14 protein-coding genes are annotated in these 16,102 nt (G+C 70.5%); 8 read left to right on the plus strand and 6 right to left on the minus strand.

What is annotated here, in order from left to right; all coding sequences use genetic code 11:
- Window positions 1-47: 47 nt before the first annotated feature.
- From ABD658_RS11710 to ABD658_RS11725, 4 genes are all read right to left on the minus strand, one after another.
- On the minus strand, window positions 48-557 hold the full coding sequence (locus ABD658_RS11710; RefSeq protein ID WP_344681035.1) for a hypothetical protein: 510 nt from the start codon (window positions 555-557) through the stop codon (window positions 48-50).
- 73 nt (window positions 558-630) lie between these two features.
- Window positions 631-2,184: a sodium/proline symporter gene (locus ABD658_RS11715; RefSeq protein WP_344681033.1), complete on the minus strand. Its 1,554-nt coding sequence runs from the start codon at window positions 2,182-2,184 to the stop codon at window positions 631-633.
- Window positions 2,181-2,378, minus strand: coding sequence for a hypothetical protein (locus ABD658_RS11720; RefSeq protein WP_344681031.1), 198 nt, complete (start codon window positions 2,376-2,378; stop codon window positions 2,181-2,183). The genes ABD658_RS11715 and ABD658_RS11720 overlap by 4 nt, the downstream gene beginning before the upstream one ends.
- Before the next feature lie 3 nt (window positions 2,379-2,381).
- Window positions 2,382-3,854 (minus strand): aspartate aminotransferase family protein, encoded by a 1,473-nt coding sequence (locus tag ABD658_RS11725; protein ID WP_344681029.1) that lies wholly within the window; start codon window positions 3,852-3,854, stop codon window positions 2,382-2,384.
- A gap of 171 nt (window positions 3,855-4,025) precedes the next feature.
- On the opposite strand from ABD658_RS11725, the gene ABD658_RS11730 reads away from it, so the two are divergent.
- Complete coding sequence (locus ABD658_RS11730) at window positions 4,026-5,354, plus strand: PucR family transcriptional regulator (protein ID WP_344681027.1); 1,329 nt, start codon at window positions 4,026-4,028, stop codon at window positions 5,352-5,354.
- Here ABD658_RS11730 and ABD658_RS11735 read toward each other — a convergent pair.
- A complete protein-coding gene (locus ABD658_RS11735) occupies window positions 5,337-6,266 on the minus strand; it encodes a LysR family transcriptional regulator (protein ID WP_237090179.1) in 930 nt (309 codons plus the stop codon). The genes ABD658_RS11730 and ABD658_RS11735 overlap by 18 nt on opposite strands.
- A 172-nt stretch (window positions 6,267-6,438) precedes the next feature.
- Here ABD658_RS11735 and mmsB point away from each other — a divergent pair, with 172 nt between their 5' ends.
- The 4 genes from mmsB (at window position 6,439) to ABD658_RS11755 (ending at window position 11,250) form a co-directional block, all read left to right on the plus strand.
- Window positions 6,439-7,422 (plus strand): 3-hydroxyisobutyrate dehydrogenase, encoded by a 984-nt coding sequence (gene mmsB, locus ABD658_RS11740; protein ID WP_344681025.1) that lies wholly within the window; start codon window positions 6,439-6,441, stop codon window positions 7,420-7,422.
- A gap of 5 nt (window positions 7,423-7,427) precedes the next feature.
- Complete coding sequence (locus tag ABD658_RS11745) at window positions 7,428-8,969, plus strand: CoA-acylating methylmalonate-semialdehyde dehydrogenase (protein ID WP_344681023.1); 1,542 nt, start codon at window positions 7,428-7,430, stop codon at window positions 8,967-8,969.
- An 84-nt stretch (window positions 8,970-9,053) separates the two neighbouring features.
- Complete coding sequence (locus ABD658_RS11750) at window positions 9,054-10,643, plus strand: GntP family permease (protein ID WP_344681021.1); 1,590 nt, start codon at window positions 9,054-9,056, stop codon at window positions 10,641-10,643.
- 202 nt (window positions 10,644-10,845) lie between these two features.
- On the plus strand, window positions 10,846-11,250 hold the full coding sequence (locus tag ABD658_RS11755; protein WP_311025156.1) for a YtxH domain-containing protein: 405 nt from the start codon (window positions 10,846-10,848) through the stop codon (window positions 11,248-11,250).
- A gap of 100 nt (window positions 11,251-11,350) precedes the next feature.
- Here ABD658_RS11755 and ABD658_RS11760 read toward each other — a convergent pair whose 3' ends face one another.
- Window positions 11,351-12,781 (minus strand): LLM class flavin-dependent oxidoreductase, encoded by a 1,431-nt coding sequence (locus ABD658_RS11760; protein WP_344681019.1) that lies wholly within the window; start codon window positions 12,779-12,781, stop codon window positions 11,351-11,353.
- Between the two features lie 338 nt (window positions 12,782-13,119).
- Between ABD658_RS11760 and ABD658_RS11765 the strand changes: the two genes are divergently transcribed.
- From ABD658_RS11765 to ABD658_RS11775, 3 genes are all read left to right on the plus strand, one after another.
- Window positions 13,120-14,367 carry a hypothetical protein gene (locus tag ABD658_RS11765; RefSeq protein WP_344681017.1) on the plus strand — a complete coding sequence of 416 codons (1,248 nt, stop codon included), beginning with the start codon at window positions 13,120-13,122 and terminating at the stop codon, window positions 14,365-14,367.
- Between the two features lie 16 nt (window positions 14,368-14,383).
- Window positions 14,384-15,577, plus strand: a complete 1,194-nt coding sequence (locus ABD658_RS11770; protein ID WP_311025153.1) for an ATP-binding protein — start codon at window positions 14,384-14,386, stop codon at window positions 15,575-15,577.
- Window positions 15,578-15,690: 113 nt separating this feature from the next.
- Window positions 15,691-16,059, plus strand: a complete 369-nt coding sequence (locus tag ABD658_RS11775) for a hypothetical protein (RefSeq protein ID WP_344681011.1) — start codon at window positions 15,691-15,693, stop codon at window positions 16,057-16,059.
- The last annotated feature ends 43 nt before the right edge of the window (window positions 16,060-16,102 follow it).

The raw sequence follows: 16,102 nt of genomic DNA on the forward strand, positions 1-16,102 counted from the left end.
ATGTCAGTCACGTCACCGGGACATTGCGACGCCGTGTCCCGGCACGCTCACGCGCGGAACGCGTAGTGCCGCCCGGAGACGGCGTCCACCAGCACCTCGACGGCCCTGCCTCCAGCAGCGCCGGTGATCCACCAGTTCGGCTTCGCCACGCAGATCGGGTCACGCCCGAGGGTCAGCCCACCGCCGATCCCCCAGCGACGGCGACGCAGGAGCACGTTGCCCAGGACCCGGCGTGCGGCGCGCACTGCCTCCTCCCGTCCGATCTGTGCCGCAGGCGCGGGGCTCGCGGCGGAGAGCTGATCGAGAGCCAGGAACTCGACCTCGGTCCAGGGCTCGGCGACATAGGCCCGCCCGCCGATCAGATCGACCAGCGCGTGGCCGGTCAGCGGGGGTCTGCGCGCCCCGGGCCGGGTGGAGCCCACGAACTCCACTGCGAGCAGCGGATGCAGATGCAGCTCGGCCTGCAGGTCCGCGGCCCCGGGCGGTGGAAGGCGACCGGCCACGGTCTGCACCGCCTGCTCCCTGCCGATCTGCACCGGCCAGGCACAGTCCGGCACCAGCGGTGGCTCCGCGGTCGGGGGCGCCGTCGGGGGCGCCGCCTGAGGCACGCCCGATATGGACCGGACGGTCTCAACCACGCTCCCGACCCTCCTGCTGCGGCCGCTGCGTGGCCAGCGAGGCGTCCTCCCCGAGGACGAACCGGGCCGGGACGGCGCCCACCTTGGCCGTCTCCTCCACCGCACGCAGCACTCTCTCCGGCACCGGGTCCACCGACGCCGTCGCCAGGGAGACCACCACGATCGTCACGGTCGAGGACAGGATCCCCACCACCATGGCGTCGACCCCGAGACCGTCGGCCGAGCCGAGCATCTCGGCGGCCACCGCCCCGACGGTGCCGGCGACCATGGAGGAGATCGCCCCGGCGGAGTTGGCCCGCTTCCACCACACGGCACACACATAGGCCGGCACGAAGGCCGCACCCAGCACGGAGGTGGCGAAGACGACGACGTCGAAGACCCCCGGCGGCCGGGTCATGGCAAGCACGAGCCCGATCACCGCGAGGATGAGGATGGTCAGCCGGGAGACCGCGACCGCCGAACGCTCGGACATGTTCTTCTGCACGAACCGGCCCCACAGGTCCTGGGAGGCGATGGTGCCCGCCTGCAGCAGCAGCGCATCCGCCGTCGACATGATGGCCGCCATGATCGCGGCCATGACCAACCCGACGGCGAAGGACGGCAGGACGGTCTCGGCCACGCTGAAGATCGCCATCTCCGGGTCGTCCAGGTTCGGCACGATCAGCAGCGCCATCATGCCCACCAGGTACGCGCCGGGGATGAACAGCAGGTTGAAGCCGGTGGCATAGAGCCCGGCACGGCGGGCCACCGATGGGCGCCGCATGGACATGTGGCTGACGTTGACGTGCGGCCAGCCCATATAGCCGATGCTGAACACCAGCAGCGCTCCGAGGATGATGCCCCACTGCCCGAAGTACTGGCCCTCGGCGCCCCACATGGTGAGCAGGTTCTGGTTGATCGCCCCGATGCCCTCGTGGCCGGCAGTGAGCCCGCCGACATGCTGCAGCGTGGCGATCAGGATCCACAGCATGCCGATGACGAGGATGATCGCCTGGGCGAAGTCCGTGTAGGCCACCGCCAGGTAGCCGCCCATCAGGGTGTAGCCCACGATGACGCCCACCGCGATGATCAGCGAGACGTTGAGGTCCAGGCCGGTGACCATGGAGAGCCCCTGGCCGCCGGCGAGCAGCTGGGCGAGCACATAGAAGAACATGCAGAACAGCGCGATCGGTGCGGCGACGGCCCGGGTCCACGCCGAAGGATAGCGATGCTCGAGGTACCCGATGGAGGTGATCGAGCCCAGCAGGTGGGAGAGCTTGCGCATGCGCCGTCCCAGTACCGAGAGGTTCAGCACGCCGCCGCCGAGGTCGCCGAGGGCGTACCACATCGAGAAGTACCCCTGGGAATAGCCCAGCCCGCCGGCGCCCAGGAACATGTAGCCGGACATGGAGGTGCTCTGCAGGCGCAGCGCGGTCACCGCGGGCCCGAGGCTGCGGCCGCCCAGCAGGTAGCCCTCCCGGTCCCGGGTGCTGATCCTCGAGACCCAGGCCCCGATGGCCAACAGCATCAGGAAGTAGACCACCAGGAAGACGATCTCCACGCTCATGCGTCCTCGCCCCCGTCCGCGTCCCGGTGCCGCAATGTGGAGGGGGCCTCACCGCGGACGGGCGGTCGCCCCTCGTAGTCGGCGTCCTCCACGGCCCAGCCGCGCGTGCTGACATAGAACACGAGCGTGTAGACCACCCAGAAGCCCATGACCACGGCCATGATCACGGTGGTGCTCGTCGGCAGCCCGACCATGGCTCAGCCCGCCGCACCGTCGTCGGCCGTACGGGCCACGTGGTCGTCGGCCACCGCGAGCGCGGCGTCGAGGGCGTCCAGACCGGTCAGCGCGTCCTCCGCAGAGATGTTGATCGGCGGGGCGATGTGGATGCGGTTCATATTCGTGAACGGCAGCACCCCGCGGTGCTTCGCCTCCGCCACGATCCTCCCCATGACCTCCGGGGTCTGCCCGTAGGGAGCCAGCGGGGCCCGGGTCTGCCGGTCGGCCACCAGCTCCACCGCCCAGAAGGCGCCGAGCCCGCGCACGTCGCCCACGCTCGGGTGGTCCTCCAGGAAGCGGGCCGCCCGTGGGCCGATGACCTCCTCCCCCAGCCAGCGCGCGTGCTCCACCATACGTTCCTCGCGCATCGCCGTGATGGTGGCGACGGCGGCGGCCGCGGCCAACGGGTGGCCCGAATAGGTCAGTCCACCCGGGTAGGGGGTCTGCGCGAAGCTGGAATAGATCGCATCGTCCATGGCCACGCCGCCCATCGGCACGTAGCCGGAGGTCACGCCCTTGGCGAAGGTGACGATGTCCGGTTCGATGCCGGCGTGCTGGTGGGCGAACCAGGCGCCGGTGCGCCCGAACCCGACCATCACCTCGTCGATGATCAGCACGATGCCGTGCTCATCGCAGAGCCGCCGCACGCCCTTGAGGTATCCCGGCGGAGGCACGTAGATCCCTGCGGTGCCGGGGACGGGTTCGAGGATGATCGCCGCGATCTGGTCGCCGCCCTCGTAGGCGACGACGTCCTGCAGATGCTGCAGCGCACGTTCGGCCTCCTGGTGGTCGTCCTGCGCGCCGAAATGGGACCGGTAGGTGTAGGCGGGCATGAAGTGCACGACGCCGTCGGCGGCGTGGTCGGAGGGGAGCCGGCGGGGGTCCCCGGTGAGGTTGATCGCCAGCTGGGTGCCCCCGTGATAGGAGCGGTAGGCGGAGAGCACCTTGTGTCGCCCCGTGTGCAGCCGCGCCATGCGGACCGCGTGCTCGTTGGCGTCGGCACCCCCGTTGGTGAAGAACACGTGCTGGATGTCCTCGGGCAGCAGCTCGGTGATGAGCCGCGCGGCCTCGGAGCGGGCGATGTTGGCGTGCTGCGGCGCCACGGTGCACAGCTCGGCGGCCTGCTCCTGGATGGCCCGCACGATGGCGGGATGCCGGTGGCCCGCGTTGGTGAAGATCAGCTGGGAGGTGAAGTCCAGCAGCCGGTTGCCGTCCCCGTCCCAGATCCAGGACCCCTCGGCGTCCAGGATCGTCATGGGGGTGATCTTCTCCTGGGCGCTCCAGGAGTGGAAGACATGCTGTCGGTCCAGGTCATAGGCTCGCCGGCCGGCGGCCAGTCGCTCGGCGCTGATCGGGTCACCTGCCGGAGCACCTGACGCCGGAGCACCTGTTGCCGGAACACCTGTTGCCGGTGAGCCGGACGCCTGGGAGTCGGAGGTCTGCGTGTGGTTCATCGTCGCCTGTCACCTTCCGTGAGGGGGGGTCTTCTCCCGCCGTGCGACGTCGGCCCCGGCATCACCGGAGCCGCGACGTCCCGTGCGGTCCATGGTTCCTTGCGGAGAAGCCCACCGGAAGGACCAGGATGTGAGACACATCACCTTGTTTTCTTACATACTGTCAAGACCATGCCTGCTTTCGATCATGCCGCCGTCACCCTCCACGAGGCGCTCACCCTGCCCCCGATGGCCGCCGGCCGCCCCCAGCTGCTCAGCCCCGGCGTCTCCTTGGAGCACCCGGTCCGCTGGGCCCATGTCATCGGCGAGCCCCGCCCAGGTCCCCTGCTGCAGGGCGGGGAGCTCATCCTGTCCACCCTGCCCCTGCTGCATGAGGGGCGTCAGGACCTGGAGGAGCTGCTGCGCGGCTATCTGGAGGATCTCGACGACGTCGACGCCGCCGGGCTCGCTGTGGAGGTGCTGCCCGAGCGCCCCCGGCTGGCGGCCGCGCTGGAACGGGTCTGCGCGGAGCGCGCCGAACGCCCGGACGCCCACACCCTGACCCCGGTGCTGCGGTTCTCCCAGGTGGTGCGATTCGTGGAGATCACGGAGCACCTGCACCGCGAGCTGGTCGCCCGCCAGCTGCGGACCGGTGGGCACATCCGTGATCAGGATCCACTGCTGGAGGCCACCAGCGCGCTGCTCGAGGACCTCGCCGCCGTCCCTCCGCTGGCCGAGGCGGTCGCCGTCGAACGCGCCCGCAGTCTGGGCCTGCCCTCCTCCGCTCGACTGATCCCCCTGGTGTTCGCGGTGGACGCCTCCGCGGGGGCGCTCCCGCAGCGCGGCTGGTCGCTGGAGGCGCTGGCCGGCGTCGTGCGCCAGGCCGGCGCCCAGCTGCACATGCCGCTGCTGGTGGGCAGCTGCCATCACCGCTCCCTGGCGGTGCTCGCCGCGGCTCCCGCCGGCATGGACGTCCAGCGTCCCACGGCACGGCTGTGCCGGGCGGTGGAGCGATCCCTGCGCCGACGGCTTCCCGAGGCGGCTCTGCGGTGCACCGCCGCGCTGGGCGAGCCCGCACAGTCACTGCACGGCGCGCGCCGAGAGCTGGACGCCGCCTGGGAGGTCGCCGCGCTGGCCGCGTCGCTGCGCGGCCGGGGCCGGCACCTCCGGCCGGCGGTCCCGGAGTTCTGGACCGCAGGGGACATCCGGCTCTGGGGAGTGCTCGCCGAGCTGGAACGGCGCGACGTCGTCGAACGGCTGCTCGCCCATGAGCTGCGCCTGCTGCGCGGCACCGACGCGGAGACCCGTGACCTGAGGGCGCTGATCGAAGCCCTGGTGCGCACGCGCGGCAGCAAGACGCAGCTCGCCGCCCGGCTGGGAGTCAGCCGTCCTACGCTGTACGCCCGGCTGGAGAGTCTGGAACGTCGCCTCGGACGCCCGCTGGACGACGGCGAGACGCTGACCACCCTGCATGTGGCCCTGATGCTCGAGGAGCTCTCCGGTTCAGACCTGCCCGACTGAGCGCAGCCGCTGCTCCGTGCGACGGCCGTGCTCGCGGAGCGCGGCGTAGACCGCCTGCACCGCAGGATTGCGCAGCGCCTCCTGCCGGCCCACCGCCCAGTAGGACAGGCGGTGGACATAGTGTTCGGGCAGCAGGTGGATCAGCTCCGAGTGGTGGACGGCCACGTAGTCAGGCAGCAGCCCGATGCCGGCTCCGGCGGTGGTGGCGGTGACATGGGAGAGCACATTGGTGGAGGCGATGCCGCGGCGCATGGTCGGCAGCCTCTGCGTGGCGCGGTCGAGGTCGTCGATGGTCAGCACCGCCTCCACGTAGTAGTTGAGCCGATGACCGGCCAACTCGGAGAGGTCCGCCGGGCGCCCGTGACGGGCCAGGTACTCCTCGGTGGCGTAGAGCCGCAGCGCATAGTCCATGACGTGCTCGGCCTGCGCCCGGTGGATCTGCGGACGGCCGACCACGATCTCCAGGTCGAGGCCGGAACGGTTCTGCCGGGCCCGCTGGGTGGCGCTGATGAGCTCCACCGCCAGGTTCGGGTTGGCCTGCTGCAGCTCGGCCAAGGCCGAGGTGGCCAGATGGACGGCGAAGGCATCTGGGGAGCCCAATCGCACCACACCGGAGATGCGGCCGTCCTGCTCGCCGTCTCCGGCCAGAGAGGCCAGTGCGTCCTCCACGCGTTCGGCGGCCGCGAGCGCCCGCTGCCCGAGCGCGGTGACCTCCCAGCCGGACGGGGTGCGGGCCAGCACCCGTCCACCCAGGGACCGCTCAAGTCCGGCGATGCGCCGGGAGACGGTGGAGTGGTTGATGCCCAAGGCGTCGGCCGCGGCGGTGTAGCGGCCCAGCCGCGCCACGGAGAGGAAGGTCATCAACGCGTCGAGATGCTGTGCCTGGGGCTCCCCGGAGGGGTGATCCGTCATGCGGACCAGTGTGCGCAGATGCACATTGTGCGTGCAATTTTCCCGGCCCATCGTGCATTGAAGCCGCAGGCGGCACCTCTTAGTGTGAGGCATGACACACCCGTGCGAGGGTTCCCGCACGGCGTGACCGAACCGGCACAGGAGGCCGGACCCACGACTCGAGGAGGAGCGCATGGCCACCTATGGATGGATCGGGCTGGGGAACATGGGCGGCCCCATGACGGCGAACCTGGTGCAGGCCGGGCACACGGTGCGCGGCTTCGACCTGGATGCCGGAGCCGCCTCGGCGGCCGCCGCCCACGGCGTGCAGACGGTGGGCACCATCGCCGAGGCCGTCGCCGGTGCCGACGTCGTGTTCACCATGCTCCCCAAGGGCGAGCACGTCCGGGCCGTGTTCGGCGGTGAGGACGGGATCTGGGCCACCGCCGAGAAGACCACCCTGCTGGCGGACTCCTCCACCGTGGACATCGAGACGTCGCAGCACTGCCATGACGAGTCCGCCGCCCGGGGGTTCCGCTTCGTGGACGCCCCCGTCTCCGGAGGGATCTCCGGGGCGGCCGCCGGCACCCTGGCCTTCATGGTCGGCGGCGAGGAGTCCGCGGTGGCCGACGCCTCGGCGCTCATCGAGCCCATGGCGGGCAAGGTCATCGCCGCCGGCGGGCCGACGGCCGGCATCGCGGCGAAGATCTGCAACAACATGATGCTGTTCATCGACCTCATGGCCGCCTCCGAGGGGTCCCAGCTGGCCGAGCAGCTCGGGCTCGACCCGAAGGTCTTCTGGGAGATCGTCTCCGTCTCCTCCGGGCATTCCTGGGCCCAGCAGACCTGGTACCCGGTGCCCGGCGTCGTGGACTCCGCCGCCGCGAACCGCAACTATGACGCGACCTTCCGCACCGACCTGGCGCACAAGGACATCAGCCTCGCCCTCGATGCCGGCGAGAAGACCGGAGTGCGTCTGGAGGCCGCGCAGCTGGCGCATCGCCGCTTCGAACAGCTCATCGGTGAAGGCTACGCGGACAAGGACTGCACCCTCATCGTGAAGTACACCTCCCCCGACGGCGGCGCCCCCGGGTGGGACGGGACCGGCACTGCCGGCACCGAGAGTTCCTCCGAGACCACCGGCGACGCCGCACCCGCAGAGACCAGAAAGGCCTGATATCCATGACCTCCACCACCCCCACGACCTCCCCCACCGGTGCCGCCGTCGGCGTCGACGGCGAGCTGCCCGTGATCGGACACATCATCGGCGCAGAGATGATCACCGACGCCGAGCGCCACTCCCCCGTGCGCAACCCCGCCACGGGGCATGAGACCGGACGCCTCGCCCTGGCCGACGCCGGGCGGGTCCGCGACGCCGTCGCCGTCGCCGCGGAGGCGCAGAAGTCGTGGCGCCGCACCGGCCTGGCCAAGCGCACCCAGATCATGTTCAAGGCCCGCCAGATCCTCGACGAGCGGCGCGGTGAGCTGGCGGCCACGATCACCGCCGAGCACGGCAAAGTGCTCTCCGATGCGAACGGCGAGATCACCCGAGGCCTGGAGAACGTGGACTTCTGCACCGGCCTGATGCATCATCTCAAGGGCGAGTACGCCGAGCAGGTGGCCACCGGAGTGGACGTCCATCAGGTGCGCCAGCCGTTGGGCGTGGTCGCCTGCATCACCCCGTTCAACTTCCCCGCCATGGTGCCGCTGTGGATGATCACCACCGCCATCGCAGCGGGCAACGCCGTGATCCTCAAACCCTCCGAGCGTGACCCCTCCGCGTCCCTGCTGATCGCCCAGGCCTTCCGCGACGCCGGACTGCCGGACGGCATCCTCAACGTGGTCCACGGCGACAAGGAGGCCGTGGACGAGCTGCTGGTCAACCCGGGCATCGCGGCGGTCAGCTTCGTGGGCTCCACGCCGATCGCCCGGTACATCTACTCCACCAGCGCGGCCCACGGGAAGCGGGTCCAGGCCCTCGGCGGGGCGAAGAACCACATGGTGGTCATGCCCGACGCCGACCTGGACTCCGCCGCCGACGCCGCCGTCTCCGCGGCCTACGGCTCCGCCGGCGAGCGCTGCATGGCGATCTCCGTGACGGTCGCCGTCGGCGACATCGCCGACGAACTCGTGGAGAAGATCCGCACCCGCGCCGAGGGGCTGAGCATCGGCGACGGCACCGACCCGGCCTCGGAGATGGGGCCACTGATCACCCGCGAAGCGCTGGACCGCGTCACCGGCTATGTGGCCGGCGCCGCCGAGGAGGGCGCCACGGTGGTGCTCGACGGGCGCGAGAAGACCTTCGACGGGGAGGGCTACTTCATCGGTGCCTCCCTGCTGGACCACGTGAAGCCCGGCATGAAGGTCTACGACGAGGAGATCTTCGGACCCGTCCTCTCGGTGGTCCGCGTGGAGAGCTACGACGAGGCCGTGGAGCTCATCAACGCGAACCGCTACGCCAACGGGACCGCCGTGTTCACTCGGGACGGCAAGACCGCCCGCGAGTTCGAGTTCGACATCGAAGTGGGCATGGTCGGGGTCAACGTCCCCATCCCGGTGCCCGTGGGCGCGTTCAGCTTCGGCGGCTGGAAGGACTCCCTGTTCGGAGACACCCACATGTACGGCCCGGAGGCCTTCAACTTCTACACCCGCCGCAAGGTGGTCAGCAGCCGCTGGCCCGAGCCCAGCGAGTCGCAGATCAGCCTGGGCTTCCCCACCCACTGAGGCAGGCACCCACCGGCGCCCCGCCCGTCCTCGCGGCGGGCGGGGCGTCGTCGTGTCTGCCCGCCCTGACCCTCAGGAGGACGTATGGCCTTGGGACTCCTCGGAATCCTCGTCTCACTCGCGCTGCTCATCACCCTGGCCTATCGCGGGGTGACCATCGTGGTGGCCGCGCCGCTCTCGGCACTGGTGGCCATGCTGTTCTCCGGTGCCCCGATCCTGGCCAACTACACCGAGATCTTCATGCCTGCGCTGGCGAACTTCATCGGTCAGTACTTCCCCATGTTCCTCACCGGGGCGATCTTCGGGAAGCTGATGACGATGGCCGGGTACGCCACCGACATCGCTCGAGTGGTCACCCGCTGGCTGGGGCCGAAACGGGCGCTGCTGGCCACGGTGCTCACCACCGCCCTGCTGACCTACGGGGGCATCAGCGTCTTCGTGGTCGTGTTCGTGATGTTCCCCCTGGCCCGGGAGCTCTTCCGCGCCGCCGACATCCCTCGCCGGCTCATCCCCGGGGCGATCGCCCACGGCATGCTGACCTTCACCATGACCGCGCTGCCCGGTTCGCCCCAGGTGCAGAACATCATCCCGGGCCAGGCCTTCCAGACCACCACCTTCGCCGCGCCGGGCCTCGGAATCCTCGGCGGCACGTTCATCTTCATCCTGGGCATGCTGTGGCTGGAGCACCGCAAGCGTCAGCTCACCGCCCGTGGAGAGCACTTCGCGGACCCCACAGCCCTGGAGCTGCGCAGCGGCGCCGGGGCCGACATCGGTGCCGGGGCCGCTGCGATGTCCGTCGGCGACGGGTCATCCTCCAGAGGCTCCGCCGGATCCTCCGCCGGGCAGACGAGGACCTCACCGGGGCCGGGCGCCACGACCGCCCACGACAACGGCACCGGCAACGGCACCGACAGCGGCAACACCAGCGACAGCGCCTCCCCCGCCCGGCCTGCCACTCCCGGCATGCTGACGCCGCCCAACCATGTCTTCCCCTTCATCCCGGTGCTGCTGGTGTTCCTCATCAACTTCGGCTGCACCATGGTGCTGTTCCCGCTGATGGACTGGGGCTACCTGCAGGACGAGCGCTACGGCGGCATCGGCCTGGGTGACCGGGCTGGCGCCTGGGCGGTGCTCACCGCCCTGGCCGGGGCCATCCTGGCGATCCTGGCGATGAACGCCCGGCACCTGCGCTGGATCCTGCAGGGCATCACCGACGGCGCCCGCAACGCGCTGCTGCCGATCTTCAACACGGCCTCCGAGGTCGGCTACGGCGCCGTCGTCGCCTCTCTGGCAGCCTTCGCGCTCATCCGGGAGGGGATCTTCGGCGTGAGCGAGAACGCCCTGGTGGCCTCGGCGGTGTCGACGTCGACGATCTCCGCGGTGACCGGCTCGGCGTCGGGCGGCATGACCATCGCGCTCAACGCGCTCGGCGAGGAGCTGCGGGACCTCGCGGTGGACCAGGGCATCAGCCTGGAGGCGATGCACCGCATCACGGCGATGGCCTCCGGCGGGCTGGACTCCATGCCGCACAACGGGGCGGTGATCACGCTGATCATCGTCTGCGGGATGACGCATCGCGAGTCCTACAAGGACGTCGGGGTCGTCTCCCTGGTGATCCCGGTCCTGGTGACGGCCGCGCTGATCCCCCTGGTGCTCGCCGTCGGCAGCTTCTGAGGCCACCGACCCGTGCGCCGTCGCCCTCGGGCTCTCAGGGTGGTCTCAGGGTCGAATGGGGGTCGGATCCGGGTCGTGACCTGGTGACATGAGCCCTCCGCCGCCAGTAGTTTCGAAGGACCGGCGGGGCCGGAGACCGACGCTGGCACCAGCGTGGCCCGCCCGCCTCGACAACGGTCATGACGGAACGAAGGAGTTGACGATGGGACTGCTCTCACTGGGTGTCGGCATGGCCGTCGGCTATGTGCTCGGCACGAAGCACGGCAAGGAGGGCTTCGAGCAGGCGCGCAGGTCCGCCTCCGAGGCCTGGAACGACCCGGACCTGCAGGAGAAGATCCAAGACACGGTCTCCTCGGTGAGCGACACCGCCGGGAAGGTGGCCCAGGACGTGGCGGAGAAGACCCGACGCGCCGCCACCGCCGCCGCCGAGGCGGTCCGGCAGGGTGGTGCGGAGGCCGCGGAGACCTTCGAGGAGGAGTTCCACGCGCCGGAGACGGTGCCCTCCTCCCACGGGGACGTGGACAGCGACCCCGGCCTGAGCACCGAGAAGGAGGGCAGCGACTGGGCGCAGGAAGGCGGTGCCCCGGGAGACCGCGGAGGCGGCTGACCCGCCTGCAGCAGGTTGGGCCCGGAGGGATTGTCAGAATCACGGCGCTGACGCGGCGTGCAGCGACAATCCCTCCGGGCTCACCGCATAGTTGGGACCCTCAGACCTCGGCGGCCTGACGACGGCGCAGCTGGAACTGCGCGCCGTGGTGCTCCGCCGGCAGGTGGTCGCCGGCGCCGAAGAGCTTGTGCCGCAGCGTGCCCGGCGTGTACTCGGTCTTGTACCGTCCCAGCCTCTGCAGCGCCGGCACCACGTGCTCCACGATGTCCTCGAAGGTTCCGGGAGTGATGTGGTACGCCAGGTTGAACCCGTCCACGTCGGTCTCGTCCTGCCAGTCGGCCAGCTGACGAGCCGCCGACTCTCCGCCGCCGACGATCACCGGTCCGAATCCGCCGACGCCGACCCATTCGGCCAGCTGCCGGACCGTCCACGGCTCCCCCTCCCGGCCGGAGGCCTTCTGGAAGGTCTCCACGGTGGACTGGATGGCGTTGGACTCCACATCACCGATGGGCTGGTCGAGGTCGAACTGGCTCAGATCCAGCCCCATCCACCCGGACATCAGCACCAGCCCGCCGATCGGATCCACGTACTGGACCAGCTCGTCGTACTTGGCCTGCGCGGCGTCGTCGTCGGCCCCGGTGACCACCGTCTGCATGGCGAAGATCCGCACGCTGTAGGGGTCCCGGCCGGCGTCGACGGCGGCCTGCCGGATGCGCTGCACCGACGCCTTGGCCAGCTCCTTGGTGGGCGGGTTGATGAACACGGCCTCGGCGTGCTTGCCAGCGAAGGCCCGCCTCCGGGTGGAGGCACCGGCCTGGTAGACCACCGGCATGCGCTGCGGGGAGGGCTCCACCACGGAGATGCCGGGGGTCTTGAAGTAGCGGCCCTCATGCTCGATGCGGTGGACCTTGGAGGTGTCGGTGAAGACGCCGGCCTCCTTGTCCGCGACGACGGCGTCGTCCTCCCAGGAGCCCTCCAGCAGCTTGTAGACCACGTCCATGTACTCATCGGCGTGGTCGTAGCGGGCGTCGTGCTCCATCTGGTCGTCCTGGCCCATGTTCTGCGCGGCCGAGGGCAGGTATCCGGTGACCACGTTCCATCCGACCCGCCCCCCGGTGAGGTGGTCCAGGGTGCCCAGGCGGCGGGCGAACGGGTAGGGGTGCTCGTAGGCGGTGCCGGCGGTCAGCCCGAAGCCGAGGTGCTCCGTGACGGCGGCCATCGCGGAGACCAGCAGGAAGGGGTCGTTCACCGGCACCTGGGCGCCGGAGGACAGGGCGGCGTCAGGGGTGGCGGCGAAGACGTCATAGGGGCCCAGCACGTCGGCGATGAACAGCCCGTCGAACAGGCCCTTCTCCAGGGTTCGGGCCACGTCGGTCCAGTACGCCAGCGTGTTGTACTCGCGGGCCCGGTCCTCCGGGTGGCGCCACAGCCCCGGGGACTGGTGGACCACGCAGTTCATGTCGAAGGCGTTGAACAGGATCTCGCGCTTTCCTGCGGGGGTGGTCGGCGGCTGGGTGTGGCGGTCGGTCATCGGTTCCTCCTTGCGGGTCGCCGATGCAGGCGCTCGACGCGCAGCCCGGGAGCCAGGGTGCACGCGCCAGAGGAGCCCTCCATCGGTCCTGGCCTTAGCACCCCGGCGCTCCGGCATCCCCGCCCCGGGGCCCGACGGCGGCGCCGCGGGCTGGGGCTGGGTGTCCGGACCGCCTGTGTCACCGTGACGGTCGGGTTGCTGCGGCGTCGTCGAGCCAGGTCTCTCAGCCGCTCTGGATGGTACGGCCCGCACTCTACCGGCCTCCCCTGGACACGCACGAGGCCGGTGTCACATTCCTTCGCAGAGTTGGGCGCCTCCCGGCGGCTATCCTGGTGGGCATGGCCAGCCCCGGGAATGCTTCGCAGTCGACCGCAGACGGCGCCGCAGAGGACACAGCGCATCAGCACCCAGCGCATCAGGTGACAGCGCATGAGGACCCAGCGCATGAGGATGCTGCAGAGCACGACGACGACGCGGTCGCCGGTGACGACGACGCCGTCGAAGGCGACTCCGACGAACGCCCGGCCATGACCACCGACGCCGGCACCACGGCCCTGGAGCGGTTCATCACTGAGCACCTCGGGCCCCGCGTCGAGGAGCTCAACGCCATCCCTCAGGCCCCCGGCCACCAGGCGCTGCTGCGCCGGGAGCTGGCCCAGCGACGCATCACCGTCCGCGAGGTGTCACCCCACAACCACGTCCTGCTCTTCGGCGGCGTCGTCATCGGCGGCTTCGATCGCACCATGACCTCCCTGGTCAGCTCCAATGCGCGTCGAGTGACCCGGAACAAAGCGCTGACCAAGCGACACTTCGAGCTGCAGGAGATCCCGGTGCCGGCCGGGCGCACCTTCAGCGAGGATGAGATCACCGAAGCCGCCAAATACCTGGGGTCGTTGTCCGGGCCGGCGGTGCTCAAGCCTGCGTCCGCGAAGCCCGGGCACGGAATCGCCACACATCTGACCAGCGCCGAGGAGCTGCAGCAGGCCTGGCCGGAGGCGCTCGACGCCCGGCTGACCGGCGAGGCGCCCAGCAGGAAGCTGATGGTGGAGCAGTTCCATGACGGCCTGGACCTGCGCGCCTTCGTGGTGGGTGAGGAGCTCGTCTCCGCGATCGTGCGGGTTCCGCTGCACGTGGTGGGTGACGGATCCTCCGAGATGCACACCCTGCTGCAGCGCGATGCCGCACGCCGGCAGAGCCACGGCCACCTGGCCGCCCACACCCCGGCGGTCCAGGAGGAGGACCTCGCACCGATGGGCCTGTCTCTGTCCACGGTGCTGGAGCCGGGGCGGGTCGTGGTCCTCAATGAGGCCGCGAACCTGCGGGCCGGCGGCATCCCCGTGGACGTCACGGACCGCATCGGTGAGGAGCTCGCCGAGCTCGCCGTCGACGCGCTCTGGTCCATCCCCGGGCTCGGCGCCGCCGGGATCGACCTGCTGGCCCCGGACCTGGACAGCGCGGAGGGAGCCGTGGTGCTCGAAGCGGACATCAGCGCGAGCCTGGTGCCCCATCACTGCCCCGCCTACGGCAGCCCGCGGAACGTGGCCGGGGCGATCGCCGACGAGCTTCTCATGGCCGCCTCCCGGTGAGGATATCCTGAGAGCCATGGCCTCCAAGACCACCGCCTCCCCGGACAGCCCCACCGACGGCCTCGACGCCGCCCCCGCCGTCGCGACGCACGAGGGCGACGTCGGCATCGATGACGCCGGCTCCTCCTCGGCGACGCGGCAGGTGCCGGCGGTCCTGTCCGACTCCGCCGACGCCGTCGAGCGGTTCATCGTGGACCAGCTGGAGCCCCGGCTGGACCAGCTGCAGACCTGGAACGGCACCTCGCCGCATGACCAGCTGCTCGCCGCCGCCGCGAAGCGCAAGAAGATCACGGTGAAGAAGATCAGCGACGCCAACCAGCTGCTGTTCCTCTCCGGCGTGGTGATCGGTGGGATGGACGCGATCATCACCTCTCTGGTCAGCCACCAGGCCCGGCGCGTCTCCCGGTCCAAGCAGATGACCAAGAAGTACCTGCAGGCCTCCGAGGTACCCACGCCAAAGGGCCGGGCGATCAGCCCCACCGAGTTCTCCCGCGCGGTGAAGTATATGAAGGCTCTGGGCGGCCCCGTGGCGGTGAAGCCCTCCTCCGGGCGGGCCGGCAAGGGCATCAGCACCGCCGTGCGCACCGAGGGCGAGCTGCGCCAGGCCTGGCAGCGGGCCATGGCCTCCCGCTCGGCCACCTCCGACTCGAAGTACCAGATGATCGTGGAGGAACATCACCCGGGTGTGGACCTGCGGGTCTACGTGGTGGGTGAGCAGGTGGCCGGCGCGATCGTGCGCGTGCCGTTCTACGTGGTCGGCGACGGCGTCTCCACGGTGGGCGAGCTGGCGGAGACCGAGATCGCCCGACGGCAGGACAACGCCTACCTGCGGCCGCGCCAGCCGAAGGTCACCGACGACTTCCTGGCCCCGGTGGGGCTGAGCACCACGGATGTGCCGGCGGCCGGGCAGGTGCGTCGCCTCACCGAGATCGCCGACACCTCCCGCGGCGGAGGCCTCGCCGTGGACGTGACCGACGAGCTCCCCGACGCCCTGCGAGACCTGGCCGTGGACGGGCTGTGGTCGGTGCCGGGGCTCAGCGCTGCCGCCGTCGACCTGCTGGTGCCGGACCTGGAGACCGGGGAGGGCGCCGTCGTGCTGGACATCAACCCGTACGCGAACATCATGCAGTTCCGCTACCCGGCCTATGGGGAGCCGCGCATGGTGCACGACGCGATCATGGAGCAGATCCTGCACCGCGCCTCACGCTGAGTCGCGACGGTCCTTCCGCCCCGGCGGTTCTGCACCACGACATCACGTCTGCACCGCAAGATCTGCTGAGGCAGACGTGATGTGGTGGTGCGGAACGGCGAGGAGTAGTGGGAATGGACGACGACGGCGGCACCGTCAGGACACACGTGCGGCGGGCAGGCCCAGAGGACGCGGGGATGGTCGCCCGGCTGCTGGACGACTTCAACACCGAGTTCGGCTCCCCCACGCCCGGGGCCGCCGTGCTGGCTGAGCGACTGCGGCGGCTGCTGGGGTCCGAGCAGACCAGCGCCTGGCTGGGCTGGCAGGATCCGGGCGGCGCCCCGGACGGGGTCGCGCTGGTGACCCGCCGCCCCAATGTGTGGTGGGACGGTCCGGTGGATGCGCCTGACGCCGACGCCCGACGGTTCTACCGGCGGCAGGGATTCCAGGAGATCGACCCCGAGACGGGAGACCACGCCCTGCTGCTGTGGCACCAGATATGAACTCCCGACGCCGGCACCGCGGCCATGCCCAGTGAAACCACGG

This window comes from Nesterenkonia aethiopica, assembly GCF_039534665.1.
Classification (GTDB): Bacteria; Actinomycetota; Actinomycetes; order Actinomycetales; family Micrococcaceae; genus Nesterenkonia; species Nesterenkonia aethiopica.